The following is a 26,176-nucleotide window of genomic DNA, read 5'->3' on the forward strand; positions in this document are numbered from 1 at the left end:
CCTCGTTTTTTTGCTTATTGTAAGCTTGTTGCTGGGCCGAAAAATTCATAATGAATATGCTCTTGTTTCACACTTAAATCAGTTAGTGCAGCATTTATATGCTTCATAAATGCTACTGGACCACAGAAATAGAACTCTGCTTCAGTTGTCGGAATAATAGTTTTTAACCATTCACTTTCAATGAAACCTTCTTTATCAAAGTTCTTCATTTCTAAATCTTTTTCAGTCGGTGCAGAATAACAAGTATATGCTTTAACTTGTTCATATTCATTTTCTACTGCCTTAACGTGTTCTTTCATTGCATGTGTATTACTATTTATTGCTGCATGAACAAAATATACATTACGTTTTGAATCTTGTTCAATTAACGTATTTAACATACTCATCATCGGTGTAATCCCCACTCCACCACTAATTAGTACAACTGGTAATGTTGAATCCATATTTAACACGAAATCTCCCGCTGGTGCACTTACTGGTAAAACATCTCCTTCTTTTACATGTCCATGTAAGTAATTAGACACTTTACCGTCTGGTGTATCTACACCTTTTTCTTTTTTTACACTAATACGATAATATTCTTTCCCAGGAGCATCGGATAAACTGTATTGACGATTATGTGTATATGTCTCACCTTCAATATTGATTTGAATCGTTACATATTGACCTGGGATGAATGAAGAAACTTTCCCTCCATCTTCAGGTTTCAAATAAAATGACGTAATAACATCGCTTTCCTTCACTTTTTTTACAATCACAAAGTTGCGGAAGTCTTTCCATCCACCTTCTTTATGTGCAGCTTCTTCATACATCTCTGCTTCAATGCTAATGAATGCATCAGCAATTACACCATATGCTTCTCCCCATGCATTTAAAACTTCATCAGGTGCACCTGCGACCTCTTTAATGGCACGTAGTAAACATGTACCTACAATCGGATAATGCTCAGCTTTAATCCCTAAACTTCTATGCTTATGACCAATTTGTTTTACAACTGGAATAATTGCTTCTAAATTATCAATGTACGTTGCAGCTGCATAAACAGCATTCGCTAACGCTTGTTGTTGTCTTCCCTTTTTCTGATTCGTATGGTTGAAAATATTCAACAATTCCGGATGTTCCGAAAATAAAATTTGATAGAATCTCGTTGTAATTTCAACACCTTTTTCTTGTAATAATGGTACTGTTGACTTTACGATTTCAATTGTTTTTGCACTTAACATTGTATCCCACTCCTCTATTTCCTTAACTGTTTTTAGTTTAACTGAATCTTATAATGCAGATTGTGATTTTAATCACTATTAACACGGTGTTTTTGTGAATAATATATGAACATTGCATTTACAAAAGAAAATAAGCTAACTAGAATTCTAGCTAGCTTATTATTTTGTTTGTATAGCTTGTTCGATTACTTTTATATCTTTCCCATCGCCAAACTCCGTATACCCCCAGATATTCGTTTCACCTCTATATTTATTTACGATAATATCCAAGTCATGATATACACGGTGGGCATACACTACATACTCAATATTTTGAAGTTCCACACCTTTTTTTACAATTTCATAGCTTCTATTTACATCGCGTTTTATTTTTTCATTCTTTATTTCCGTATGTATATTTTTTAAAGATTGTTCTTGTTGTTGAAACCATTGCTTAAATTGATTCCAATCCCCGTCTGTATAATTCTCTGCTTTACCATAATTTAAGAAATTATTATAGCTTTCATGTGTCATTCGAATAAAATCTAGCACTTTTGTCTCTTCTTGCACATCTTCTATTTGAGCTATTGTATTTACCTCAGCAGGCTTATTCGCATAATGTAACAGCACTTTCATAAGACTATAACTCGCAATGATCATCACGATAATAATACCTAATACATTTAACAATTTCTTCATACACAGAACTCCTTCTCTACTAAAAATATTGCAACGTATGACTATACTTGTAACATTCTCTCGTAGAAATATAATTCCTGTATTAATTCTTCCTATCATTTCGACAATATTTTTCTATACATTTCTCGTTGGCAAATGTTCTTGTAAAACAATATATCCTTCATAAGCTGTGTAACCGAGTATAACCATTAATCCGATATAACAAGCAAATACTGTCCATTTCGTTTTCGCATCCACTTTATAATAGTTTTCTTGTTGTTCCTTTTCTGTTTTCCATTCATTTAATTTTCTTTCTGACGCTTCAAATGCTTCCCTTATGTGAATTGTATACTCATCTTTTTCATCTTCATATGGAACATAATCTAACGGTTCGAACTTCGGTAAAAGATACTCTAACACTTCCATTTTTTGAAGTTCACCTATTTGTAACTCTTTTTCCCGTTCTCTTTGTCTTAATGCATTCATCTCATGATGCATCACGTATATAGTCCGATGTACAGCACCCGTTTCTTTTAATTCCTCTTCAAGCCTAGTAACATATTCTTTCATCCCATCAATTTTATGCCCTAATTCCTTAATCGGCTCATCTCTCTTTATTACTCTATATAACTCCATACAACCGATAATAACAATAAATCCTCCCAAAATACTTTTAAAGTAAATTGAATAGCCAAGTAATAAAATAAGGCCTGCTCCCCAAATTTTAGTACTGACAACTGAAATAATTCTCCCACCATCTAGCGGCGAAACGGGAATTAAATTAAAGAAATTAATCATACTTCCAAGCAAAATAACAAGCGCCCAAAATGGCTCTTTCGTCATTATATAAAGCGGTATCGCCGGTAAAAATGACAGAAGTCCGAAAAGCGGCCCCATATAGGCAATGTAAGCTTCATCTTTCGCATTTTTCGGCATCTCTTTCATTCCAATAAGGGCCCCCATAAATGGAATAAAGATTGCTGGCGATGTCGGGATCCCCTTTCTTTTCGCAGCCCATAAATGGCCCATTTCATGAACAAACAACAAATAAATGAGCGCTACTCCAAATTTCCAACCATATAGAACTGCGTATGCGCCAAGCGATAGAAACATACTAAATACCGTTGAAAACTTTGCTAATTTAAAAATTGCAAATACCCACTTTAACTTAGACAGTAAAAATAGACCTACCGCAACAATAATTCCCCATAATCCTTTTTTATTATTTTTCATATTCCTCTCCTTTATCTCTCATTAATGAATCATATTCATTCATCAAAGCTTGTTCTTTTCTCTATTATGACATATTTTTTTCTATTGTTAGAAATAATGTTTATATAATCCATTTTCAGCCAAAAATATAAATAAAAGGAGGTGTACACAAATGAATTTACAATCTCTTATAATAGGTGCTCTATCGTTTTTAGCTTCAACTCTTATTTTTTATACCGTTAGTTACGTATTATTATTAGATTTGTTGCCCAATCACGTATTTATTGCCCTTGTCATCCTTTCCGCTCTTATGATTTCTTTTCTTATTACACGAAAATCAATGAATGAGCCATCTGCAAAAGCAAAGTAATAGAGAGGGGTGCTTTCCCCTCTCTATTATCATTTCCTAGGAAAGGCCATATAGATTTGACGAGTTTACATTCATTCCAATCCGTAAGGGCTAATTAAAGGCTCACTTTATCTTTGAAAATTCATTTTTTCACCATAATCTTTAACAATCTGAATTATATTTTGAAACACACCTATTTTTTCTTTTTCACTGTTTAATATTTTCAAATCATAATTTTCGTAATATGTTTCTAATGATTTTAATTGTGATTGTGAAGCGCTTTTTATCAGAACAGTAGCATGCAATTCATATTGCTTATACCCTTCCTTTACTTTTTCACCTAAAATTATTTCACTCTCTTTTGCTCCAATTAATTTTTGAACTTTTTCTGGAAAATTGAGTTGCAAATAATATTCTTGCTCCTTCACTAACTTATTGTATAGTGATTGTGAAATCGTATACCGTACCGTATAATTCACGTTTTGATCGCCTGTTTTAATATGAAATGCAGTAATCTGTAAATCTTTTTTTGTTACTTCTGTTAAAGGGCTTACCTGCATCTCATCTTCTTTTTGTTCTGAGACATTTGGAAATATATCCAAAAGCTTTTCCGTATCTTTTTCATTCAACATATACATAGCTTTCTTATATTGCACCCATCCTCGTCTATCTTCTCCTCTTAACCATGCATAATAAGTTTCTTTTTTCCCATCTCTACTAATTTGTATTTCATATTCAGGTTCACCGAAGCTTCCTGTTATTTCTTGTTTCTCAGCTTTATTCAAAATGTCTATTACTAACTTCGCTTCTGATTCCTGCAACTTTTTCTCTTTATGTTTTTTTTGTATAACGGTTACCCCTATTGTTTCTTTCACTTCATTCACCGTCTCTTCTACTTTTTTTGTTTCTTTTTTCGGCTCAACTTGACCACAAGCTGCTAGTAACATAACAAACAACAACACCAATACATATTTCCCTTTCAAATTAATCCTCCTCTTACGATAAGAAATCCTTATAATCTTCATACATAAAACAAAAACGTGACATCCTATTAAATACGCTATACTAATCATTGAAAGGAGGTCTTTATCATGTCCATTAATTTTCATGATGAAAATAATAAGTACACATATGCAACAAGAAACGCTCATATTTCTTGGGCTGAAATGGTAAAAAACATTACAGAAATACAAAACAAGCAAATAATTGATATCGGCTGTGGTGGTGGGATTTATACGAAAGAACTCGCTCTTATGGGAGCCAAAAATGTTGTGGGACTTGATTTTTCAAAAGAAATATTACAAGCTGCAAAAGAAAATTGTAACAACTTTTCAAACATTTCATTCATCCACGGTGATGCACATAATATCCCATACCCTAATGAAACATTCGACATAGTTATTTCGCGTGCAGTTATTCATCATTTACAAGACATTCCTACATTTTTACGTGAAGCTTCTCGTATATTAAATAAAAACGGTGTACTTATTTTACAAGATCGAACAATTGAAGATTGTACAATTCCAGGAAGTCCCGAACACATTCGCGGATATTTTTTCTCTCTATTTCCAAAACTTATTGAAATAGAGTCAAAAAGACGTCCAAAAACCAACACTATACAGACAGAATTACAAAAACATTCTCTTCATGTACTTCCCGCACAAACACAATGGGAAATACGAAAAATACATGATTCTGTAGAAGCATTATTGCAAGATTTATCTCCTCGAACAGGTCGATCCATTCTATATGAGTTAACAGATGATGAACTTTCTCAACTTCTACAACATATACAGACCACATTACAAAACGTCTCTCCTATTATTGAAAGAGATCGATGGACAATTTGGAGCGCCATGAAGTTGTAAGGAAGGAAGCCTCACAAAATAATGTGAGGCTTCCTTTCTTTCATAATCTAATTTTGCAACACTCTTGATATCCTCCACTTCTGGCCTGTGCACTTCCACACTTCGGACATACTAAATATCTAGACTGATTTGTCAATAAACTACCTTTTTGAAAGAGTAAAACTTCTGCTTGTTTAAACGAACGCGAATAATATAACCACATAAAACCAATTATAGCAATAATGCCAAATAATACTCCCATCGCAAGCATTTCAGTCACCTCTTTTGGTTTGTTCTTTCCAGCAAGTGGATTGTTGTATTATTCTCTGTAAATTCAAACAATCCCTTCTTTACTCCTATAAATATCAACTTTCTCTATAAATTTTACAATTCTCCGCAAATTTTTACTCCTATTTTACAATTCATTATTCCTTTTGCAACAACGAATATCACTTTCGATATTTCCATATATAAATATATCTTCCAAAAAACATATTGACTTTCTAAAAAAAACATGCAACAATACTGTCAGAATACTTGAATAAAAATTCATTGACGAGAACGAGTACGTTATAGAACTGTTCCCCAGAGAGTTGGCGATTTGCTGAAAGCCAACGTTCAGTGCGTAACCGAAAATCATCTCCGAGAAGTAGAACCGAATGTTACAGTAAGTTCTTACCGGCCGTCCCCCGTTACAAGGAACACGTATCATGTTGTACGTTGCAAAGCCGTATACATATAGATTTATTTCTACATGTGTAAATTAGGGTGGTATCGCGGGTAAATATAACTCGTCCCTTTCTTTAGGGACGAGTTTTTTGTGTTCTTACAAATGAATGAAAAAGGAGGAAAAACAATGAACACTGTATCAAAAAAACATATTTTTTTCACGGGTCTTATGCTATTTTCTTTATTTTTTGGGGCAGGTAATTTAATTTTCCCTCCCATGCTTGGGCAAAACGCAGGTGAAAACTTTTGGCCAGCAATGATTGGATTTTTACTAACAGGAGTTGGCTTACCACTACTTACTGTTATCGCAATTTCTCTATCAGGAAATGGAATGCAGCAACTTGCAAGTCATGCCCATCCATTATTCGGAATTTTCTTTACAGTAGTTGTATACATTGCCATCGGTCCATCCATGGGCATCCCACGTGTTGCAAATGTCGCTTATGAAATGGGGGTTAGTTCTTTCTTGCCAGAAACAATCCGCTCTAGCAGCCTAGTGCTATTTGTATATACAATCATCTTCTTTACTATCGTATTTTGGCTGAGTTTGAATCCATCTAAACTTGTTGATCGTATTGGGAATGTATTAACACCTATTTTATTACTCTCTATTTTCTTATTATTTGTTAAAAGTGTATTTACACCACTTGGGCAATCAGGACCAGCGATGCAAGAGTATCAAACTTCTCCAATCTTCAAAGGCTTTATGGAAGGCTACTTAACAATGGACACTATTTCAGCACTTGCATTCGGAATTATCGTTGTAAATGCAATTCGCTCTAAAGGTGTGAATGATCGTAAGTCCATTGCCATCGCCACAGCAAAAGCAGGGCTTATTGCCGCTACAGGGCTCGTACTTGTATACGGTGCACTCGGCTGGCTTGGGGCAACTAGCGTCTCGCTCGGATATGCAAAAAATGGCGGACAGCTACTTACTGTTATCGTACAACAATTATTCGGTCCATACGGTTTGCTCCTATTATCTCTTATCGTTACACTCGCTTGTTTAACGACATGCGTTGGACTCGTATCTGCGTGCAGCCAATATTTTTCAACATTATTGACTACATTTTCATACAAAACGTTCGCGAGTATCATTTGCGCATTAGGATTACTAGTTGCCAACTTAGGTTTAACGAAAATTATCGCAATCTCTGTTCCAATTCTACTTGTTGTGTATCCAATTGCGATTGTACTCGTACTACTATCATTACTTCATAAATACTTCGGTGGATATCGCTCTGTTTATGTAGGTGCTTTAATTGGAGCAGCTGTAGTGAGCGTATTTGATGGATTAAAACAAGGTGGTATTTCAGTTTCATTTATCACACCATATTTTGAATTTATCCCTTTATATAATGAAGGAATCGGCTGGCTAATACCAGCATTAGTAGGAGGTCTTATTGGTCTTGCAACGGCTAGGTTAAGCGGTACGAAAAAAGTTCCATTAGTAACCGAATCTCACGAAGTAAAAGCCTCCTAAAAAAACTCCCAAAAGGGAGTTTTTTTACATTTGATACGCAGCATGATTAAAACTGCTTATTTTATAAGCCTTCGTATAATATTCAATATTTGTATCAACTGTTTCTACCTTGACAACATCATAGCGCTCTTCTTGCTTTACTAAAAATAAATAGTATTCCTCTGTTGCCTCAATAATCGCAATTTTATCTGTTTCAACATTATATTGTTCACAAAGCGCTTGTAATGCGTTCACATAATCCCCTAATTTTTTAGACTTATCCATTCCGAATATAGTTTGAACTAACATATACATTCTCCCCTTTATATGTACTGTTAACACCTCAATGATAACGCTTACATTATTTATCGTCAATAAAAACATTCAATTGTTTTAATGCCAAATCTATATTGTATCGAGCCAATAATCAGCGAGGAATTCCCCTCCAATTAAAGCTTCGCATTAACTGCCCGTAAAAGCCCGATTGGTGAGGGCTGATAATCAGTGGGAGAGGAACAACCTCCCCACTGATTAAAGTTTCACTTTATCACTTCGTTAATTGATGCCTAAATGCATAAATAACCGCCTGAGTACGGTCACTTACATTCAATTTATTTAATATATTACTCACATGTGTCTTTACCGTTTTCAGTGCAATAAATAACTCGTCCGCAATCTCTTGATTACTTTTTCCCTCTGCAATTAATAACAAAATCTCAAACTCTCTTTCCGTTAAATCATCATGCAAAGGTTGCTCTTTCTTTTGACGCATACGGGACATCATTTTCCCGGTAACTTTCGGCTCTAATACTGTTTCTCCATCATAAGTAGCTCGTACAGCATCAGCAATATCACTTGCTCTTGATGTTTTTAATAAGTAACTGGTCGCCCCAGCCTCAATAACAGGATACAATTTTTCGTCATCTAAAAAGCTTGTTACAACTACAATTTTTGCTTCTGGCCATTCTTGAATAATAGCACGTGTTGCTTCGACACCATCCATCTCATCCATAACAAGGTCCATTAAAATAATATCCGGTCTTAATTGCAATGCTAATTCTGATCCTTTTCGTCCATTCTCAGCTTCCCCTACTACTTCAATATCTGGCTGTGTAGATAAATATGCCGATACACCCATACGAACCATTTCATGATCATCGACAAGCAATACTTTTATCATACTTCTCCCCCTCTCTCAATCATAATCGGTACTTTTACTTCTATTTGTGTACCTTTGGCCGGGAAACTAAGCACCTTGAGTGTCCCACCAATTTCATGAACACGCTCTTGCATCGATCTTAGGCCATATGAACCTGCCTTATTAACGCCTACTTCAAACCCAACGCCGTCATCAATAATTTTTAAAATCGCATATTGATCAATTTTTCGAAGGCGCACTTCTGTTTTCTTTGCCTTCGCGTGTCGCAACGTGTTTGATAACGCTTCTTGCACAATACGGAATAAATGATCTTCTACACCTTTTTTTAATTCTATTGGCTCAATAAGCCATTCAATTTTCATATGTTGTTTTCGCGATAATTCCGTTAATAATTCCTCTATACCTTCTGTCAGTTTCTTACCTTCCAATTGTACAGGACGTAAATGAAGGAGCAATGCTCTCATTTCTGATTGAGCATTTACAACCATATTTTCAACAAGTTGCAATTGTTTTTTTGTCACCTCTGGAAATTCAGTTATTTGTTCATTAATCGCTGACATCATCATCGACATTGCGAAAAGCTGCTGACTTACTGAATCATGCAACTCCCTTGCTAAACGATGCCTTTCTTGAGAAATCGCTTCTTGTCTCATCTCTTCATTCCAATGAGCTCGTTCATTCGTTACTTTTTGAAAGAGTCCAGCTTGCTCCTCTAATCGACGAGCCAGAACGATTACTTTTCGTTCCACTTCATGAAATTCATCATCTGCAGTAAACGAAACATCGCTCGGAAAATTCCCTCGCTCTACTTCAAATAGAAAAGTATTTAATCCTTGTATACGCTGCTCTATATAATAACCGATTGCATATCCTACAATTCCCCCGATAAGTAAACTTGTAGTCATAATAAACAAGCCAATTGGAACAGAAGCGATGGATTCCTTCCATAATAAATCATACACTTGTTGCTCGCTTTTCCATACATATACAATTGTACAAATGAGTGCGATACTAACTGAGGACAACATAGAATAACGAATATACATCCACGAAATATTTTTTTGTTTCTTCATTATACTTTCCTCACTTCCGTGTCGCCTACGACAAGCGAAGAAATAATTTTAATACGACGAGGAGCCTCTTTATACTGCTCTGTTCTAAATGTAACATTGCGGTTAAACCCTGTCTCTTCATGACCTGGCAAGAGCACACGTCCGACAATAACAGAATGATTTAAAGAAAGTTCAATATCATATGGCACATATAAACGAATATTACCAACGACACCCCGAATAACAATTACCGTTTCCCCTTCTGGAATCATAGCAGTTGTTAAATCTATTTCCACATCACAAGCACCATATTGAACATTAATATCCTCAAGTTCATAAATATGATCCATCATTCGTACATTGCCTACAAACATATTTTTCAAATATGTTTCTGTACGATATATTTGCTTCTCTTCGTCTATAATCCCTTTTTCTTTAATTTCAACCTTCATTGCTTTTTGCTGATGTCCTTGTTGAATCAATTGATAACCAATTAAAGCTAAACAAGCAAATACGACAAGAACAAATGCTGCTGATGAAAATAAGAAAAATAAAAATACGATACCACCAACAAATAAAAATACATTTCCCCGTACATAACGATTCTTTTTACGATAATGCCTTCCAAACATAAGCATAATAAATGCAAAAATGAGACCACCTGGTTCAAAATGTCCAAGTATCATATCAAGAAAAAGACCGAATCCAAATATGATGAGGAGCATCCCCATTAATTGTGTCTTTGAAAAATGTTTCTTCATTTCAGCTCCCCCCTTCTTGTCACATATACATAGAAGAAAAGGCATTGCTTTCCAACACCTTTTCTCCTATCACTATATCATAAGCCTGTTTTATAATATACTACTATTATTTTGTTAACTCTTTCGTTAACGATACATCATTCTTTTCTTTCATTTCACGCTCAAGTTTTGCAATTTTCATATCAAACGTGTCACGCTCATGCTCTTCATTCATACGAGTTTCTAAGTCACGAATATGATCTTCAATCTCTTCAAATCGTAAGAACGGATTATTTTCATCCATTTTATGCATCGCAGTATTCATACGACGATTTGCATGTGCCATATTTTCACGTGCCATTAGTTCCATGCGCTTTGCGTGCATTTCTTTTAATTTATTTTTCATTTCAGAAAGACGACGCTCTAACTCATCAATTTGCTCTACAACACCTGCATACATTTCTTCTAATCGAGTTACTTGCCCTTCATAATAAGCTACCTCTTCTAACGCACGTTCGTGCAATTGTAATTCGTCTGCTTCTTGAGCAATGATAGCTTGCTTTGATCTTTTATTAACGAAATAACGTGCTTGCTCAAGCTCACGAGCAAAATTAGATTTTAATGTTTTATGACGCTCAATTAACTTCTCAATTTTTGTTATTTCACGCTCACTATCACGTAAATATTGGTTTAACATCGCAATTGGATTTTTTCTTTCCTTCTCATCTAACACGTTATGAAAATCAGCTAAAATTGCATCGCGTACACGTCCGAATAAAGATTGTTTCATTATAAATCTTCCTCTCTTCTACTTTATTTATAATTTGATTTATTGTTTTAGTTTTTCATTAATTTGTTCCACTCATCTTCAAAGTTACTATATGGTTTAGAACTTTCTGGAGCAGATTCAACAACTACATCTTTTTCTTTTTTCCACTCACGGTATCCGTAGTATAAAACCACTAAAGCAGCGATACCGATTAATGCTGGCGAATGAGAAAGTGCAATGGATAAACCGATTAAACCAACAATACCCCAAGCTAACTTTCCAAAAAATGATTTAGCTCGCACAAATGATTTATAGCTCCAATATACAACTCCTGCTCCGATTGCGAATCCTACAATACCAGCAAGACTACCAAGAGCAATTAAAGCCAAAATACCGGCTGCGATAAACGCTAGAAATTGTTTCATCTTGTGCTTGCCTCCCTTCGATTTGATACTCTTATCTTAACTATTTTTTCATCTTTCCATAACGAGCTTAAGAACCGTTTTTAACTCAGACTTAAGACCGAGTCATATTCAGCCCTTTACGCAAAAAAACGTGCAGAGTCTATTCTCTGCACGTTTTTTAATTACTAACATTCATATTAAATTAAGCTGTTTTATGATACTCTTTTTTCTCAGCTACTTTCGAAAACCTTGGAAACCCAATTAAAATAGAAACAATCCCACATACTCCAACTAAGATTGGATAAAATGCATATGGCAACAATTCAACCGGAGATAACGCTGCAAATCCTGCTGCCGTTAACATTTGGGCACCGTACGGAATTAATCCTTGCACACAACATGAGAAAAGATCTAATACACTCGCTGATTTACGAGGATCTATTTCATATTGATCTGCAATATTTTTTGCAAGCGGGCCTGTAAAGATAATTGAAATCGTATTATTCGCTGTACACATATTCGTCATACTCACTAAACCAGCAATACCAAATTCCGCTCCTTTTTTCGAACGAATATTACGTGTTAATACATTCATTAAATATTGAATACCACCATTATATTGGATTAATTCAACCATACCGCCAATTAATATAGCAAGTAATACTAACTCCATCATACCGCCCATTCCAGTCGTTACACTTTTAAAGAAACTTTCTAACGTGTAACTTCCATCTATAAGGCCGATAACACCAGATAGTACAGTTCCACCAGTTAATACAATAAGTACATTCCAGCCAAGTAGCGCTGTAATAAGTACTCCTGCGTACGGTAAAATCTTTATCCAATCAAAGCTATGTGCTTTAATCTGCGTGTCACTTCCTGAAGTAACTATTACTAATAGTACAATTGTAATAATAGCCGCTGGTAACACAATTAAAAAGTTCGTTTTAAACTTATCTTTCATTTCTGTTCCTTGTGAACGAACAGCTGCGATTGTTGTATCTGAAATAAATGATAAATTATCACCAAACATCGCTCCGCCAACAACAGTAGCCATTGCAAGCGCAATTGAGATATCAGTTTGACCACTAATACCTACAGCAATCGGCGCTAATGCTGCAATTGTTCCCATTGAAGTTCCCATCGCTAATGAAATAAATGCACCAATAACAAAGATTCCAGCTACGATAAATCCTGGCGGTAAAATAGTTAACGCTAAATTAACAGTTGAGTCTACTCCGCCCATTCCTTTAGCAGTTTCAGAAAACGCACCTGCAAGCACAAAAATTAATACCATAATCATAATATCCGGATTTCCTGCACCTTTAGCGAACCGCTCTACTTTCACATTAAAACTTTCTTTACGATTCATCACTAAAGCGACTCCTACAGCAATTGAAATCGCTACAAGTATCGGCAATTTATAGAAATCACCTGTAATAATTCCAGAACCAATAAATAGCGCCAAAAATATTCCAAGTGGTAATAAAGCTAAACCATTTCCTCTCGTTTCTTTCAAAGTACCATCTCTCCCTAGTTTCAACCTTTTTCTAATGAATAACAAAAGACCTCTTCCGATGAGAAGAGGTCTTATACATCTATAAGAAACACTCTTCTCATCTTTCAAGCACACGCTTGCTGGATTTGGCACAGCACTCTGAAATCGAGTCCGCTGCCGAGGCATCGTAGGGCCAGTCCCTCCGCCTCTCTTTATAAGAAGGTTTCATATTTATTTTTTAATAATAATTTCTTCCCTAACTTTACTCGCTTACAAAACAAAAGTCAATTATTTTTTGTATAGATTTTTTTGGTAATTATACAAAAATTTGAATACAACAATCATTTTAACTTTTCGATTTCTTCTTCCAATATTGAAATCCAATAAAATTCACTATTTTTTATTGTTGCTAATATCCATTTCGTAGTGTGCCATGCTAGCTCATACTCTTCCTTCGTGACATCACCACTTTTATAAGCATCCTCTAGCTCCTCTTCATCTAATACATACACCTTACCGCTAGATAATAATACTACATCTAAATATAAATCATCAAAATACGGTAAACCACGATCGTCTATTTTATATTCTTTCGCCACATCGATATAATATTGCACTAATTTTTTCTGATCATCTAACATAGCGGTAATCGCAAAGTTTTTCCCGTCTATGAAATATTGAATCCACGTATACTGATCTGCTGCAATACAAAGTTCTTCACCATCATATTCTTTACAACTAGGCTCTCTCACCTTTTTTATATCCAGTATTCCGAGCATTCCCTCTTCCACTTGCTTAACCGTATAACTCTTTTCTATTAGTCTCTTCCACGAAGAACCGTCACCATATTTTCGTTTCATTATGTCTGCTCCTCTTCTATATACAGAAAAGCTCCCACATATTATGTGAGAGCTTGTTCATATTATAATTAAGCCGCTTGACCCTTTTCAGAAATCTCTTTTAAATAAGCTTGTCCTTTTTCAGCGTCATATTGACCTTCCCACTTAGACATAACTACAGCTGCTAAAGAGTTTCCTACAACGTTAACTGCTGTACGAGCCATATCTAAAATACGGTCAATACCAGCAATGAACGCTAAGCCTTCAGGTGGAATACCTACTGTACCAAGTGTCGCTAATAATACAACGAATGATACGCCCGGTACACCTGCGATACCTTTTGATGTAACCATTAATACAAGTAATAATGTAATTTGTTGTGTAATAGATAAATCAATACCGTACATTTGCGCCAAGAAAATAGCCGCAATTGCTTGATATAAAGTTGATCCATCTAAGTTAAATGAATAACCAGTCGGAATAACGAAAGATGTAATTGCTTTCGGACAACCGAATTTCTCCATTTTCTCCATGATTTTTGGTAAAACTGTTTCTGAGCTTGCTGTAGAATACGCTAAGATCAGCTCGTCTTTTAAAATCTTAAAGAATTGGAAAATGTTAATTCCAAATATTTTCGCTGTAAGTCCTAAGACAACTACGACGAAGAAGATCATTGCCCCATATACAACAATTAGCAATTTCCCTAATGGAATTAATGAAGCAAGACCAAATGTAGAAACTGTAACACCAATTAGTGCAAACACACCAAATGGTGCAAATTTCATAACTTGGTTTGTTACATAAAACATTGCGTCAGCTACACCTTGGAAAAATTGAAGAACTGGTCTTCCTCTTTCACCAATTGCTGCTACACCTAAACCAAATAGTACAGAGAAGAAGATAATAGCAAGCATATCTCCGTCAGCCAATGACTTCATAATGTTCGTTGGAACAATATTTACAAACGTATCTGCAAATGAATGACTTTGTACTTGCTCTGTCGTATGTGTATATTTCGAAATATCTGTCTTTGTTAACTGCTCCATATTTACGCCTTTTCCTGGTTGGAAAATATTCGCTATTAATAGACCAACAATAATTGCAATTGTTGTAATAATTTCAAAGTAAATAATTGTTTTTCCGCCTAGTCGACCTAGTTTTTTAACATCGCCAACACCAGCAACCCCAACAACAATACTTGCTACAACAATCGGTACAACGATCATTTTAATTAATCGGATGAAAATATCACCAATTGGTTGTAAGTACTTCACAACAGCTGGATTATCAAAGAAAATCGCCCCAACCGCAATACCAAGCGCAAGCCCTATTAATATTTGCCATGCAAGTCCTATTCTTTTCATATTTGTTGTAACCCCCTCTTCGATGTGTCACTCTATCTCTCATTCTATCTCTATAAAACTAAGAAATTAAGAGTATTACATATTATTCGACAATTCACTACATTTTGTCCCTGTTAAAAATCATAAATCAAAATTTAAAATCTGACAACAAAATAACTTTCCCCGAATGCAAATAATTTTCTTGACAAAAAATAAACCCATGTTAGAAAACCTCACATGAGAACGATTCCTCACTAGTGTTTTATTAGCTTTCCAAGTAATATTTCACCTCATAAAAACGATTACTTTCCTCCTTCATTTTACAGGAAAATTCCAAAATATACCTTTGTTACACATATGAATAAAATGTAAGCACTATGACAATTACAGTTGAAAAATGATAAATTCCGACAAAACTTAGCAATTTTATAAAATTTTCTTTACATTATGATTACAACGATAGACACCCTTCTTCTTATGATATATAACATTCATAGGGAAAGGAGTCAGACAACAATGAAAAAGAAATTTGCAGCGTTTAGTGTTTTAGCAGCAGGAACGATTTTTGCTTCCCCGTTACTTTCACCCGTATACGCTGAAACGAATCAAGATAAATTATCTAACATTCAATCTGAATTAGAAGGCAAACAAAGTGACTTACAAAATAAATCAGTCGAGAAAGAACAAATAGAAAAAGAAATTCAAGAATTACAGAAGAAAATCGATGAATTAACTACTTCCATTAATAAAAATGAGACTGAATTAAACGATACAAAAAAAGAAATTAGCAAAACACAACAAGTAATTACTGACAAAAAGAAACATATAGAACAATTACAAACAAACATAGATACACGTCAGGAAGTTATTAAACAACGATTACAATCTATGCAAGAAAAACCGCGTACAAATATCATTACAGAAGTATTAACAAACTCTACAAACATTGCTGATCTTGTTGATAATATGTACTCCGTAAGTTTAATATTAAACAACGATACAGATATTGTAAAAAAACAAACATCTGATCAAAATGCTGTAACGACAGAAAAAGAGGCTGTTGAGAAAAAAGAACAACAACTGAAAGACTCTGAACAAAAACTAGAACAAAAACAACAAGAATTACAAAATAACCAACAGCAGCAACAAACTCTTATTAACGATCTACATACGAAAGTAGCAAAAGTAGATTTAGAGATTGAAGGATTAGAAGAATCCAAGGGCATTTTAGAAAATCAACGTCAAGCTGTTCAAAAAGCAATTGAAGAAGAAAAACGGGCGGAAGAAGCTCGTAAAGCGGAAGAAGCCCGCCAGGCAGAAGAGGCTCGCAAACAACAAGCTACTAAATCTGCTCAAGCGGCCCCAACACCACATGATACAAATATCGGTGGTTTTATCAAACCAGCAGCTGGATCAAAAACTTCCGGATTTGGTGTACGTTCTTTAGATAACCATAAAGGAATTGACATCGCTGCTTCGGGAACGGTTCCAATTATCGCTGCTGCAGATGGCGTTGTTATTCGCTCAGAATTATCATCTAGTTACGGAAACGTAGTGTATTTATCTCACCGTATAAACGGAAAAACATATACGACAGTATATGCTCATATGAATAGTCGTTCTGTATCGAATGGACAAACTGTAAAACAAGGCGATCAGCTTGGATTTATGGGGAATACGGGCCAATCATACGGACAACATTTACACTTCGAACTTCATCTTGGAGAATGGAATGTCGGCAAGACAAACGCAGTTGACCCATCTCCTTATATCGGATTATGAAAAACCTCGGTGCCTACCGAGGTTTTTCATTTACACTTCACACACTATAGGCATTCTACATAGACTATAACTAAATGCCTATAGTTTACGAGGTGATCCATATGAATACGCAATTACAACAAAAAATAGAAGAAGCTAGAGAAACGTATATTGGCCGGATATTTACATTTGGCGGCTCAGTTTTATTTTTAATCGGTTCATTCCTCGCAGTCACCACAGCCTATAAAGCGTATAATCGTCTATTACATTCATCAACATAAAAAAAGACGGGAGATCCCCGCCTATTTTTATGCAAACATTTTAAATACACCTATCGCATTTAAAAATACAATTATTACAGTTACCGGAATAACATAACAAAGTAAGAAGAACCAAATGTTAAATAACGTTTTCCCTTTCGTTTCCGTCACTTCTAATTCTTTCATCAACAACTCTTTACTCATTTTATTTGGTACAAATAATGAAATAGCTAGTACTCCTAACGGCAGCAATACGTTACTTACCGAAAAGTCGACTAAATCAAAGAATGTTTTCCCAAATATTTTCACGTCACTCATAATCCCAAATGATAACGCTGATGGAATACCGACTGCAAAAATAAGAATACCAATTAATAATGATGCTGACGGACGCTTCTTCTCATTACCTTTCGCAACAGATGCTACTACAATTTCAAGCATTGAAATTGCTGATGTTAAAGTCGCAAAGAAGAATAAAATTAAAAACATAATAAAGAAAAATTGACCAAATGGTATTTTTGCAAATACTGCTGGAAGGACGATAAACAGTAATCCCGGTCCTTCAGTCGGTTTAACTCCTAATGCGAAAATCGCTGGGAAAATTGCTAATCCTGCAAGTACTGTAACAAAAACAGTTAAACTTACAATAGATGTTGCCGATTTCGCTAAATGTTCCTCTTTCTTTAAATACGAACTATACGTTACCATTACCGAGGCACCTACAGTTAGCGAGAAGAAAGATTGTCCCATCGCATATAAAATTGTATCTGCTGTAAGCTTTGAAAAATCTGGTTTTAAGAAGAACTCTACTCCAGCAAAAGCACCATCGAGTGTTAACGCACGAACAATAATCGCAATAAATAAAATAAATAATAGCGGCATCATGTACTTACTTGCCTTTTCTATACCTTTCTCTACACCTTTACTTACAACAAAAATCGTACAAAGCATAAAGATAAATTGTGCTCCAATCGCACTTAATGGATTTGAAATCGTTTCACCGAACAATTGTCCATAATCAGCTGCACCATTCCAGAAACTTCCTGTCACACTATAATATAAATAAAGTAAAATCCATCCACCTACAACACTATAAAAAGATAGTACACTAAAACAAGTAACAACTCCCATACGACCAATCCAAGGATATAATTTGCTATTTGGCACTAGTACTTTATAAGCTGTAACCGCCTCTTTTTGCGTGCTACGTCCAATAACAAACTCCGCTATTAGAAGAGGCATACCTATAAATAAAGTTAATAGTAAAAATACAAGGAAGAATGCGCCTCCCCCGCCATTACCTGCAACATATGGAAATTTCCATATCGCACCAAGACCTACTGCGGCTCCGGCTGCTGCGAGTACAAAGCCTATTTTCGACGTCCATTGCTGTGTTTCTTTCATCATAATTTCTCCTTTTCTGAATATTTAAACTTTTGTTAATTATACACTTTCATTTCATACTCGCACACCTCCTTTAGAAAATAAAAAAGTCCCCTACACGCAAATATGCATGTAGAGGACGATATATGTAATGTAAATACCGTGGTACCACCTCAATTGGATTGATAAATCCCACTTGTTCAAGTACAGGAATAATTCCGATACTCTATCCTTTTAACGGCGGAACCCGGGTTGCCTACTACAATGTTCAACATACCTCTCGCAAGCCCATTCTGTATATTTTATCGTACCGGGCTCCCACCTAACCCCAGCTCTCTGAACGCATCAAATATACGTACTCTTCTTGCTCATCGATTTCATCTATTGAAGTTACTTGTGATTATAAATTATATTTTTATATTTGTAAAGCGCACTTTATCTTTTATTATTTTAAAACCTTTTCCTCTAACTCACGTAAAAAACTTTCTCTTTTCCCCTCATTTTGCACATATACTGATTTCAACACTTCTTGGAGCAATATATTTCGTTCCCTCTTTTCTAACTGTAAATCTTTTAACTTCAACCTTACTTCATATAAAAAATCTAAATACGATTCATATGTCTCATCATATTTATTTGCAATATCATCTCGAATTTTTTTTGCGAGCTTCGGGCTCGCTCCCCCAGTAGAAACTGCTATATTAAGTAAACCACGATGAATCGCTGCCGGAAAATGAACATTACCACTTTCCGGATTTGTAATAACATTTACTAATTGATTCTCAGCGGCATCTTCAGCAACTTGTTCATTTAATATTGAATCACTACTCGCTGCAACAACTAAAAAAGCACTTTTAATATCACTTTTTTCATATTCTCTTTGATACCAACGAATTTTCTTTTCTTCCACAAGTTTTACTAAATTCGCATCTAATTCTGGACTTATCACAACTATATCCGCACCCTGTTTGAGTAAAGGAATAATTTTAAATCCTGCAACTTTTCCCCCGCCAATAACAACAACGCGTTTCTCATTAACTCGCACTGTAAGTGGATACATACTGATCTCCTTTCAATAACTCCGTCGTTTTCTGAATTAACATATCTTGAAACGCTTCATTCTTCCCTAAATATGGACTAATTTTTATCTCTTCCACTTCATATTGGCACACTTCTTTCTCAATATGTTTCATAAGTAAACCTGTAAATAACAAGTAAGGCAGTACAACGATGTTCTTTTCTTTTCGTTCTACAACTTCCTTTAACTTCTCCTCAAATTTTGGCTCTGCAGCCGCTAAATAACAAACTTCTACTTTTTTAACCTTCTCTTTTGTTTGAAATAAAGAAGCAATCCAGTTTATATCTCTTAATACTTCAGGATCACTGCTCCCTCTTGCAACAAGAAGTAACGTCACTTCATTTTTATCTTCCTGTTCGATGCCACTTCCGCTATACACCGATTTAACAAGTGTTTCTGATACACCAAACGGATTACCATAGGTCACTTTAACATCCGAAAATTGATTAGTTAACTTTTCCAATTCAAAAGGGATATCTTTTTTTACATGACCTGCCGCTAATAAAAAAACAGGGATAGCAATAATCTCAGTGGCCCCACGCTTCACACATGTACGAAAACCATCTTCAATAGAAGGATTCGCTAACTCTAAAAAACAAACTTCTTGAATAGTCGCTTCTATACGGCTCATGCACGATGTAATAAATTGAATCGCCTCTTCTTTCGCTGTCTTCAAACGACTTCCATGACATATATATAAGACGGCTTTCATTTTACAACACTCCACTTACTTGATAAGCATTTTCTGTCTGCTTCTCAAACCAATGAATTTTTTCTCTAAAACGGACAACCTCTCCAATTACAATCATACTCGGATTTTGAATTTGCTCTTTTTTCGCAACATCTACAATTGTCCCTAACGTTCCAACAACTGTGCGTTGCATAGACGTCGTCCCCTGCTCAATAATAGCAGCTGGCGTACTTTTATCTTTTCCATGCTTCATAAGTTGCTCACATATGTAGGGCAAATTACTAACCCCCATATATACCGCTAAAGTCTCTACACCTTTCGCTAAACTTTCCCATTTCACTTCTTCTTCAGCACCTTCTTTCCTATGCCCAGTCACAATAGCAAAACTTGCACTTGCATCACGGTGCGTCACTGGAATGCCCGCATAAGCAGGAGCAGCTATTCCAGCTGAAATACCAGGAATGATTTCAAATGGTACACCTTGCTTTGCTAATGCTTCAGCTTCTTCTCCCCCTCTACCAAACACAAATGGATCGCCACCCTTAAGCCTCGTTACAACTTTTCCTTTTTTCGCATACTTAATAAGAAACGTGTTAATTGTCTCTTGCTTCATCGTGTGATAATTCGGGAGTTTTCCACAATAAATTAAATCCGCGTCAGGCTTTGCGTATGAAAGCAGCTCTTTATTCACAAGTCGGTCGTATAAAATAACATCTGCCTTCTCAATACATTTCAACCCTTTAACAGTAATTAAATCTGGATCGCCAGGACCCGCTCCAACAATATAAACCTTCCCCATCATCTCTCCTCATTTCTTCTATTAAAATGAAACTTCCATTCGTATATAAGAATGGAAGTTTTTATTTTTTCGTATTACTGATCTCTACTCATGGATAACAAATGCCCCACCTTTTCGAATCTTCTTTTTTTCAAACAAAGAAATCTCTTTTACCTCTGGCAACGGTAAAAAATGCTTTTCAAGCTCAATCTCCGCAAGCTTAAATGCCTGTTCTTCACTTTGAGCAACAACAACAATCGGAACAATACTATTTACTAACACAGCTTCAAATCGATATAAATCCATATCGTCCCTCCTAAGACGCTATTACTTCTTCTAGCACGTTATTTAACGCTATTTGTAATGTATCTACACCAACACGACCTACAAAATCATAAAATGTTTCGGCTGGTAATTTATTCTCTTTGAAATAACTTATAAATGATGCGAGTACATCAGGTAGATCCTCGCCATCTATTTTTCCTTTTAACTTTTGATTGTAGGCACCGCCATCTAACAATGTTCCACCTACGTATATTTCAAACGCTTCAACAATACCTTTTTCCTTCGTTTTCATTTTCACCCCTTGTAGCCCAATGTCAGCAATTTGACGTTGACCACATGAATTCGGGCAGCCTACCATATGAATTCGAACTGGAACATCGAGTGCAATTTGTGTATCTAAGTATTCTGCAATTTTTCGTAATCTTTCTTTCGTTTCTACTAGTGCAAGATTACAATATTCAATACCGGTACATGAAACCGCATGACCAATAAATGATTTCGGGCTAGCAGATATCGCTTCAAACAGCGGTTCACTAAGTAATCCTTTTACATTTTCCGGAGGAACGTTCGGAATAATGAAGTTTTGCGAGTTACATGTACGAATTTGTCCATTTCCATATTGCTTTGCGATTCTTGCAATCTCAAACATTTCTTCTGCATGTAAACGACCTACCGGTACATTAAAACCTACATATTTTAATCCCTTTTGTTTTTGGTCTTGAACACCATAAAAATAGCCTGCATTCCATCCTTTGAGTGCACTTTCCCCTTTACTTTGTAAAGGCCCTGTATACTCTATTAGTTTCTCTTTAAATTTCTCTGCTCCCCAGTCCGCAACAAGAAATTTCAACCGAGCTAAATGACGTTTTTCACGATATCCAAAATCACGGAATATAGTAGCAATCGCAATCGCCACCGCCTTCACTTCTTCTGGTAAAACGAATACATCTAATTCATCAGCTAAATACGGTCGAGCTGATAATCCTCCACCTACTTTTATATGAAAACCAACTTTTTTCTCACCATCTATTTCTTTCGTTGCAGGCGTAAATGCAACACAGTTAATTTCTGCGTTTGCTGAATTATAAATATTAGAACTAATAGACATTTTAAATTTACGTGGCAAGTTAGAAAACTCTTCATTATGTTGGAAGTAATCATATACTTCTTTTACAATATGCGTTGTATCGAATAGTTCATTTGCATCAATGCCAGCAAGCGGATTACCTGTAATATTCCGCGTTATATCACCACAAGCCCCCGCTGAAGATAACCCAACTCTTGCTAATCTTTTAAAAATATCTGGAATTTGCTGAATTTCTAACCAGTGAAACTGAATCGCCTGTCTCGTCGTAATATCTATTACATTACGTCCATAATCTTCAGCGATAGAAGCAAGTACTTCTGCCTGTGCATTTGTAATAATCCCTGACGGAATATTTACCCGCATCATAAAATAACCAGCTTCTTTCGGTCTTTGTAAATACAAGCCTGCCCATTTAAAGGCATCCCACTCTTCTTTCGGAATAGATTCGAAACCATTTTCCGCATAGTAAGGAATATCATTAAAAATTTCTAAGCCATCTTTTTCTAATTTATTTTTCTCGGTCTGATTTAATTTTTCATTGTTAGCCCATACTTTTTCATAACTCATTGTTTATCCCCCTATATAAAACTACGCTCTTGTAAGTACTTCACGATTTGTTCTGCACATTCTTCAATAGAATATTTGTGCGTTTCTACAATTAATTCCGCTTGCTCTGGCTCTTCATAAGGCGAATCAATACCTGTGAAATCCTTAATATCACCTTTTCTTGCCTTTTTATAAAGTCCTTTCGGATCACGTTTCTCACACTCTTCAATCGGACACTTCACAAAAATTTCAATAAATTCATCTGCCGCTAATAAATCTCTTACTTGTTTGCGGTCTACTCGAAATGGTGAAATAAATGCTGTAAGGACAACTACTCCTTGGTCTACAAATAACTTTGCCACTTCGCCAATACGTCTTATATTTTCCATGCGATCACTTTCAGAAAATCCTAAGTCTTTATTTAAACCGTGGCGAATGTTATCCCCATCCAGCACATAATTTCCAATATTCTTTTCAAACAGTTTACGAGCGACCGCATTCGCTACTGTAGATTTACCCGAAGCTGATAAACCAGTAAACCAAATTACAAAACTATGATGTCCATTCTTCACTCTTCTCTCATCTTTTGAAACCGAAGCTGTATGCCAAGTAATATTCGTATCCATCTCGTTCTCTCCCTATTCTATTACTACTTCTTTTTTCAAGCCTTTAATTAGCACTTCCACTACTTCTTTACGACTAAATGTACTTGGCGGAATCTCACCGTTTCTTAATAATTCCCTTACTTTTGTACCCGATAAAATAACATGATCTTCTTTTCCGTGCGGACATGTTTTCGTTGAAGCCATCGCTTCACATTTCGTGCAGTAAAAACTATGCTCAAAGAATAGTGGTGTAATTCCTAACTCTTCTATCGTAAAATTTGTGAAGATTTCTTGCGCTTCATACGTTCCGTAATAATCTCCTACTCCAGCATGATCACGCCCTACTATAAAGTGGGTACATCCAAAATTCTTTCTTACTAACGCATGAAATATCGCTTCCCTTGGTCCTGCGTAACGCATGGCAGCAGGAAATACACTTAAAAAGACACGATTTTTCGGATAATAGTTTTGAAGAAGTACTTCATAGCTTTCCATTCTTACATCAGCAGGAATATCATCCGATTTCGTTTCTCCAACGAGCGGATTTAAAAAGAGACCATCTACAATTTCAAGAGCAGATTTTTGAATATACTCATGGGCACGATGTACCGGGTTTCTCGTTTGAAATCCGACCACTGTTTTCCACCCACGTTTTTTAAATGCTTCCCTCGTTTCAATTGGGTCTAAATGATAAGAAGGAAATTGATTATTTTCAAAGCGTTTTGTTAGAATAATAGTTCCTCCAACGTAAACGTTTGGTCGTTCATATAATTTTTTCACTCCTGGATGAGCCTCATCCGTTGTTTTATATACAAGTAACGCTTCTTTTTCTTTATCTGGTACAAAAATATCTTCTATTTGAATGACACCGTATATATTTCCATTGTTGACAAGCTTTACTTCCTCTCCAGCCTTCAGGCTTTCTGCGACTTTTTCTGTTACCGGTAATGTAATTGGTATACTCCACACACTACCATTTGCTAAACGAAGCGTTTCTACAACAGAATCATAATCTTCCTTCCCTAAAAAACCAGTAAGGGGGCTATATCCACCTGTCGCCAATAGTTCTAAATCACTTAACGCAATATTGTCTAATTTAATTTCTTTTTCAATTTGTGATACGTCATATGTCTCATCTATACGGTTTACTAATTCGTTTACTATGCTCATTTTTCTATATCCTCTCTTAGCTTTATTTCAAGATTCATCTTATTGGTAATGAAGACCACATTCAGTTTTCACTTTTCCAGCCCATCTACCATCTCTTGAATCGCCACCATCCCCTACAGGTAACGTACATTTCTCACACCCAATACTTGGATAGCCAACATCATGCAACGGGTTATACGGCAAGCTATGTTTGTATACATATCGCCAAACTTCTTTCCACGTCCAATGAATGAGTGGACAAACTTTAATAGATTGAAAACGATGATCTTGATTTATAAACTTTGTATGCTTACGTGTTTCTGATTGTTCCCTTCTTAAGCCCGATATCCATGCTTTTTCCACGACTAATGATTTTTCTAAAGGTAAAATTTTTCTAATCTTACAACAAAGATTCGGATTGCTCTCCCACAGTTTTTCACCATGCAACTTCGCCTGTTCATCAAGTGTAAGTTCTGGCTGTTTTTCTATAATATTCAATGAAGGAAATCGTTCCCGCACTTTTCGAATTAATTCATACGTTTCTTGAAAATGAACATTTGTATCCAAAAATACAACTTTAGCAGATGGATTTACTTGGTTTATAATGTGCAGCAATACCATACCTTCCACCCCAAAGCTACATGCGTAGACAACCTCATCTTTATATTCTTTATAAGCCCAATTTAATACTGATAACGCACCTTTTGTTTCATCTTCTTCCGAAAACGAAACAACATTTTCTTCCCACGTTTCATACGTCAACATGTTTTTTCCCCCTGTAAAAGCAAAAAGACGGTTTTAACCTAATGAAAATAGGTTAAAACCGCCTCTAGTTTTTCTAGTCAGCGCTTTTCACTTTAAACGTACTTTTTCACTTTTCTCTAACTGAATTACTTTTCCATCTTGCACAACAATTGTAATTGAACCATATTTCATATCAGCAAGCATCGCTTCAATCTTCTCGGATACTTCATCAAAATGTTCCCGTACACTCACGCGAACAGCCCCCCTTTTTTATTCATAAAAAAAATCTTTCCCATTTCGAAAAGACTGTTCGGTAATATATTTTACCTTATCTTTCAAAATGGATCCCATTTTGCTGGATTTAGCACCTTGCTTTCTATAAGCAGGTTGCCGAGCTTCTTCGGGCCAGTTCCCTCCGCTTCTCTTGATAAGCTTTGTATTTGTATTTTATCACAATTCTGATTTTTTTCAATCCTAGTTTTCCGATATATTTTAATTATTTTATTTTATAAAAAAGGAATTGCCC

Annotated in this window: 29 protein-coding genes, 2 riboswitches and 2 other annotated features; of the genes, 5 read left to right on the forward strand and 24 right to left on the reverse strand. The window is 35.5% G+C overall.

Annotation, left to right across the window (positions count from 1 at the left end; genetic code table 11):
- Positions 1-14 precede the first annotated feature (14 nt).
- The 3 genes from hmpA to IQ781_RS08245 form a co-directional block, all read right to left on the reverse strand.
- The gene (gene hmpA, locus IQ781_RS08235; RefSeq protein ID WP_000947336.1) at positions 15-1,223 is read right to left on the reverse strand and encodes an NO-inducible flavohemoprotein; all 1,209 of its coding nucleotides are present in this window, start codon (positions 1,221-1,223) and stop codon (positions 15-17) included.
- A 159-nt stretch (positions 1,224-1,382) separates the two neighbouring features.
- Positions 1,383-1,901, reverse strand: a complete 519-nt coding sequence (locus IQ781_RS08240; RefSeq protein WP_000735227.1) for a hypothetical protein — start codon at positions 1,899-1,901, stop codon at positions 1,383-1,385.
- A 114-nt stretch (positions 1,902-2,015) separates the two neighbouring features.
- Positions 2,016-3,113 carry a site-2 protease family protein gene (locus IQ781_RS08245; RefSeq protein WP_000794503.1) on the reverse strand — a complete coding sequence of 366 codons (1,098 nt, stop codon included), beginning with the start codon at positions 3,111-3,113 and terminating at the stop codon, positions 2,016-2,018.
- A 151-nt stretch (positions 3,114-3,264) separates the two neighbouring features.
- Between IQ781_RS08245 and IQ781_RS08250 the strand changes: the two genes are divergently transcribed.
- Positions 3,265-3,462 carry a hypothetical protein gene (locus IQ781_RS08250; RefSeq protein WP_001053356.1) on the forward strand — a complete coding sequence of 66 codons (198 nt, stop codon included), beginning with the start codon at positions 3,265-3,267 and terminating at the stop codon, positions 3,460-3,462.
- 107 nt (positions 3,463-3,569) lie between these two features.
- Here the strand turns inward: IQ781_RS08250 and IQ781_RS08255 are convergent, their stop codons facing one another.
- The gene (locus tag IQ781_RS08255) at positions 3,570-4,424 is read right to left on the reverse strand and encodes a YhfM domain-containing protein (protein WP_000677061.1); all 855 of its coding nucleotides are present in this window, start codon (positions 4,422-4,424) and stop codon (positions 3,570-3,572) included.
- A 108-nt stretch (positions 4,425-4,532) separates the two neighbouring features.
- On the opposite strand from IQ781_RS08255, the gene IQ781_RS08260 reads away from it, so the two are divergent.
- Positions 4,533-5,309, forward strand: a complete 777-nt coding sequence (locus tag IQ781_RS08260) for a class I SAM-dependent methyltransferase (RefSeq protein WP_139847252.1) — start codon at positions 4,533-4,535, stop codon at positions 5,307-5,309.
- 40 nt (positions 5,310-5,349) lie between these two features.
- On the opposite strand, the gene IQ781_RS08265 is transcribed toward IQ781_RS08260, so the two are convergent.
- A complete protein-coding gene (locus IQ781_RS08265) occupies positions 5,350-5,559 on the reverse strand; it encodes a hypothetical protein (protein ID WP_000880630.1) in 210 nt (69 codons plus the stop codon).
- A gap of 272 nt (positions 5,560-5,831) precedes the next feature.
- Positions 5,832-6,090 (forward strand) — a binding site (T-box leader).
- 54 nt (positions 6,091-6,144) lie between these two features.
- Here IQ781_RS08265 and brnQ3 point away from each other — a divergent pair.
- Complete coding sequence (gene brnQ3, locus IQ781_RS08270; protein WP_001099135.1) at positions 6,145-7,500, forward strand: branched-chain amino acid transport system II carrier protein BrnQ3; 1,356 nt, start codon at positions 6,145-6,147, stop codon at positions 7,498-7,500.
- A gap of 24 nt (positions 7,501-7,524) precedes the next feature.
- Here brnQ3 and IQ781_RS08275 read toward each other — a convergent pair whose 3' ends face one another.
- From IQ781_RS08275 to gltP, 9 genes are all read right to left on the reverse strand, one after another.
- Positions 7,525-7,863: a DUF3922 domain-containing protein gene (locus IQ781_RS08275; RefSeq protein WP_119683145.1), complete on the reverse strand. Its 339-nt coding sequence runs from the start codon at positions 7,861-7,863 to the stop codon at positions 7,525-7,527.
- A 163-nt stretch (positions 7,864-8,026) separates the two neighbouring features.
- Complete coding sequence (locus IQ781_RS08280) at positions 8,027-8,659, reverse strand: response regulator (RefSeq protein WP_000598707.1); 633 nt, start codon at positions 8,657-8,659, stop codon at positions 8,027-8,029.
- On the reverse strand, positions 8,656-9,711 hold the full coding sequence (locus IQ781_RS08285; protein ID WP_000744329.1) for a sensor histidine kinase: 1,056 nt from the start codon (positions 9,709-9,711) through the stop codon (positions 8,656-8,658). Before IQ781_RS08285 ends, IQ781_RS08280 begins: the two co-directional genes overlap by 4 nt.
- Positions 9,711-10,451, reverse strand: coding sequence for a cell wall-active antibiotics response protein LiaF (gene liaF / locus IQ781_RS08290; protein ID WP_000716095.1), 741 nt, complete (start codon positions 10,449-10,451; stop codon positions 9,711-9,713). Before liaF ends, IQ781_RS08285 begins: the two co-directional genes overlap by 1 nt.
- Before the next feature lie 106 nt (positions 10,452-10,557).
- Positions 10,558-11,220 carry a PspA/IM30 family protein gene (locus IQ781_RS08295; protein WP_000814124.1) on the reverse strand — a complete coding sequence of 221 codons (663 nt, stop codon included), beginning with the start codon at positions 11,218-11,220 and terminating at the stop codon, positions 10,558-10,560.
- Between the two features lie 47 nt (positions 11,221-11,267).
- Complete coding sequence (locus IQ781_RS08300) at positions 11,268-11,624, reverse strand: lmo0954 family membrane protein (RefSeq protein ID WP_000808640.1); 357 nt, start codon at positions 11,622-11,624, stop codon at positions 11,268-11,270.
- Between the two features lie 181 nt (positions 11,625-11,805).
- Entirely contained in the window at positions 11,806-13,122 is a 1,317-nt protein-coding gene (locus tag IQ781_RS08305; protein WP_000665496.1) for a Na+/H+ antiporter NhaC family protein, read from the reverse strand.
- 94 nt (positions 13,123-13,216) lie between these two features.
- Positions 13,217-13,322, reverse strand: a riboswitch (SAM riboswitch).
- Between the two features lie 120 nt (positions 13,323-13,442).
- Positions 13,443-13,961: a ribonuclease FAU-1 family protein gene (locus IQ781_RS08310; protein WP_000824664.1), complete on the reverse strand. Its 519-nt coding sequence runs from the start codon at positions 13,959-13,961 to the stop codon at positions 13,443-13,445.
- Between the two features lie 68 nt (positions 13,962-14,029).
- Positions 14,030-15,304, reverse strand: a complete 1,275-nt coding sequence (gene gltP / locus IQ781_RS08315; RefSeq protein ID WP_000821126.1) for a glutamate/aspartate:proton symporter GltP — start codon at positions 15,302-15,304, stop codon at positions 14,030-14,032.
- A gap of 495 nt (positions 15,305-15,799) precedes the next feature.
- Here gltP and IQ781_RS08320 point away from each other — a divergent pair, with 495 nt between their 5' ends.
- Both IQ781_RS08320 and IQ781_RS08325 read left to right on the forward strand, forming a co-directional pair.
- Positions 15,800-17,065 carry a murein hydrolase activator EnvC family protein gene (locus tag IQ781_RS08320; protein ID WP_139847254.1) on the forward strand — a complete coding sequence of 422 codons (1,266 nt, stop codon included), beginning with the start codon at positions 15,800-15,802 and terminating at the stop codon, positions 17,063-17,065.
- Between the two features lie 101 nt (positions 17,066-17,166).
- Positions 17,167-17,325 (forward strand): hypothetical protein, encoded by a 159-nt coding sequence (locus IQ781_RS08325; RefSeq protein WP_001096001.1) that lies wholly within the window; start codon positions 17,167-17,169, stop codon positions 17,323-17,325.
- A gap of 27 nt (positions 17,326-17,352) precedes the next feature.
- On the opposite strand, the gene IQ781_RS08330 is transcribed toward IQ781_RS08325, so the two are convergent.
- From IQ781_RS08330 to IQ781_RS08375, 10 genes are all read right to left on the reverse strand, one after another.
- Positions 17,353-18,708: a sodium-dependent transporter gene (locus tag IQ781_RS08330; RefSeq protein WP_242808282.1), complete on the reverse strand. Its 1,356-nt coding sequence runs from the start codon at positions 18,706-18,708 to the stop codon at positions 17,353-17,355.
- Positions 18,709-18,819: 111 nt separating this feature from the next.
- Positions 18,820-19,068, reverse strand: a binding site (T-box leader).
- 64 nt (positions 19,069-19,132) lie between these two features.
- Complete coding sequence (locus IQ781_RS08335) at positions 19,133-19,747, reverse strand: NAD(P)-binding protein (protein ID WP_000283356.1); 615 nt, start codon at positions 19,745-19,747, stop codon at positions 19,133-19,135.
- The gene (locus IQ781_RS08340; protein ID WP_048538177.1) at positions 19,722-20,477 is read right to left on the reverse strand and encodes a sirohydrochlorin chelatase; all 756 of its coding nucleotides are present in this window, start codon (positions 20,475-20,477) and stop codon (positions 19,722-19,724) included. Before IQ781_RS08340 ends, IQ781_RS08335 begins: the two co-directional genes overlap by 26 nt.
- Before the next feature lies 1 nt (position 20,478).
- Positions 20,479-21,255 carry a uroporphyrinogen-III C-methyltransferase gene (cobA, locus tag IQ781_RS08345; protein ID WP_000521262.1) on the reverse strand — a complete coding sequence of 259 codons (777 nt, stop codon included), beginning with the start codon at positions 21,253-21,255 and terminating at the stop codon, positions 20,479-20,481.
- A gap of 84 nt (positions 21,256-21,339) precedes the next feature.
- A complete protein-coding gene (locus tag IQ781_RS08350) occupies positions 21,340-21,540 on the reverse strand; it encodes a DUF3906 family protein (protein ID WP_000366914.1) in 201 nt (66 codons plus the stop codon).
- 10 nt (positions 21,541-21,550) lie between these two features.
- Complete coding sequence (locus IQ781_RS08355) at positions 21,551-23,173, reverse strand: nitrite/sulfite reductase (protein ID WP_000119621.1); 1,623 nt, start codon at positions 23,171-23,173, stop codon at positions 21,551-21,553.
- A gap of 11 nt (positions 23,174-23,184) precedes the next feature.
- Entirely contained in the window at positions 23,185-23,778 is a 594-nt protein-coding gene (cysC, locus tag IQ781_RS08360) for an adenylyl-sulfate kinase (RefSeq protein ID WP_139847256.1), read from the reverse strand.
- Positions 23,779-23,790: 12 nt separating this feature from the next.
- The gene (sat, locus tag IQ781_RS08365; RefSeq protein ID WP_139847257.1) at positions 23,791-24,927 is read right to left on the reverse strand and encodes a sulfate adenylyltransferase; all 1,137 of its coding nucleotides are present in this window, start codon (positions 24,925-24,927) and stop codon (positions 23,791-23,793) included.
- A gap of 39 nt (positions 24,928-24,966) precedes the next feature.
- Positions 24,967-25,671, reverse strand: coding sequence for a phosphoadenylyl-sulfate reductase (locus tag IQ781_RS08370; RefSeq protein WP_000959022.1), 705 nt, complete (start codon positions 25,669-25,671; stop codon positions 24,967-24,969).
- A gap of 87 nt (positions 25,672-25,758) precedes the next feature.
- Positions 25,759-25,902, reverse strand: a complete 144-nt coding sequence (locus IQ781_RS08375) for a YezD family protein (protein ID WP_000116158.1) — start codon at positions 25,900-25,902, stop codon at positions 25,759-25,761.
- Between the two features lie 73 nt (positions 25,903-25,975).
- Positions 25,976-26,084: riboswitch (SAM riboswitch) on the reverse strand.
- Positions 26,085-26,176 lie beyond the last annotated feature (92 nt).

It is taken from the genome of Bacillus sp. N447-1 (assembly GCF_022701035.1).
Taxonomy (GTDB): Bacteria; Bacillota; Bacilli; order Bacillales; family Bacillaceae_G; genus Bacillus_A; species Bacillus_A cereus.

Bases quoted from the DNA above. Each gene is read 5' to 3' on its own strand.
- hmpA (WP_000947336.1), bottom strand. From the start codon at position 1,223: ATGTTAAGTGCAAAAACAATTGAAATCGTAAAGTCAACAGTACCATTA.
- IQ781_RS08240 (WP_000735227.1), bottom strand. From the start codon at position 1,901: ATGAAGAAATTGTTAAATGTATTAGGTATTATTATCGTGATGATCATT.
- IQ781_RS08245 (WP_000794503.1), bottom strand. From the start codon at position 3,113: ATGAAAAATAATAAAAAAGGATTATGGGGAATTATTGTTGCGGTAGGT.
- IQ781_RS08250 (WP_001053356.1), top strand. From the start codon at position 3,265: ATGAATTTACAATCTCTTATAATAGGTGCTCTATCGTTTTTAGCTTCA.
- IQ781_RS08260 (WP_139847252.1), top strand. From the start codon at position 4,533: ATGTCCATTAATTTTCATGATGAAAATAATAAGTACACATATGCAACA.
- IQ781_RS08265 (WP_000880630.1), bottom strand. From the start codon at position 5,559: ATGCTTGCGATGGGAGTATTATTTGGCATTATTGCTATAATTGGTTTT.
- brnQ3 (WP_001099135.1), top strand. From the start codon at position 6,145: ATGAACACTGTATCAAAAAAACATATTTTTTTCACGGGTCTTATGCTA.
- IQ781_RS08275 (WP_119683145.1), bottom strand. From the start codon at position 7,863: ATGTTTTTATTGACGATAAATAATGTAAGCGTTATCATTGAGGTGTTA.
- IQ781_RS08280 (WP_000598707.1), bottom strand. From the start codon at position 8,659: ATGATAAAAGTATTGCTTGTCGATGATCATGAAATGGTTCGTATGGGT.
- IQ781_RS08285 (WP_000744329.1), bottom strand. From the start codon at position 9,711: ATGAAGAAACAAAAAAATATTTCGTGGATGTATATTCGTTATTCTATG.
- liaF (WP_000716095.1), bottom strand. From the start codon at position 10,451: ATGAAGAAACATTTTTCAAAGACACAATTAATGGGGATGCTCCTCATC.
- IQ781_RS08295 (WP_000814124.1), bottom strand. From the start codon at position 11,220: ATGAAACAATCTTTATTCGGACGTGTACGCGATGCAATTTTAGCTGAT.
- IQ781_RS08300 (WP_000808640.1), bottom strand. From the start codon at position 11,624: ATGAAACAATTTCTAGCGTTTATCGCAGCCGGTATTTTGGCTTTAATT.
- IQ781_RS08310 (WP_000824664.1), bottom strand. From the start codon at position 13,961: ATGAAACGAAAATATGGTGACGGTTCTTCGTGGAAGAGACTAATAGAA.
- gltP (WP_000821126.1), bottom strand. From the start codon at position 15,304: ATGAAAAGAATAGGACTTGCATGGCAAATATTAATAGGGCTTGCGCTT.
- IQ781_RS08320 (WP_139847254.1), top strand. From the start codon at position 15,800: ATGAAAAAGAAATTTGCAGCGTTTAGTGTTTTAGCAGCAGGAACGATT.
- IQ781_RS08325 (WP_001096001.1), top strand. From the start codon at position 17,167: ATGAATACGCAATTACAACAAAAAATAGAAGAAGCTAGAGAAACGTAT.
- IQ781_RS08330 (WP_242808282.1), bottom strand. From the start codon at position 18,708: ATGAAAGAAACACAGCAATGGACGTCGAAAATAGGCTTTGTACTCGCA.
- IQ781_RS08335 (WP_000283356.1), bottom strand. From the start codon at position 19,747: ATGTATCCACTTACAGTGCGAGTTAATGAGAAACGCGTTGTTGTTATT.
- IQ781_RS08340 (WP_048538177.1), bottom strand. From the start codon at position 20,477: ATGAAAGCCGTCTTATATATATGTCATGGAAGTCGTTTGAAGACAGCG.
- cobA (WP_000521262.1), bottom strand. From the start codon at position 21,255: ATGGGGAAGGTTTATATTGTTGGAGCGGGTCCTGGCGATCCAGATTTA.
- IQ781_RS08350 (WP_000366914.1), bottom strand. From the start codon at position 21,540: ATGGATTTATATCGATTTGAAGCTGTGTTAGTAAATAGTATTGTTCCG.
- IQ781_RS08355 (WP_000119621.1), bottom strand. From the start codon at position 23,173: ATGAGTTATGAAAAAGTATGGGCTAACAATGAAAAATTAAATCAGACC.
- cysC (WP_139847256.1), bottom strand. From the start codon at position 23,778: ATGGATACGAATATTACTTGGCATACAGCTTCGGTTTCAAAAGATGAG.
- sat (WP_139847257.1), bottom strand. From the start codon at position 24,927: ATGAGCATAGTAAACGAATTAGTAAACCGTATAGATGAGACATATGAC.
- IQ781_RS08370 (WP_000959022.1), bottom strand. From the start codon at position 25,671: ATGTTGACGTATGAAACGTGGGAAGAAAATGTTGTTTCGTTTTCGGAA.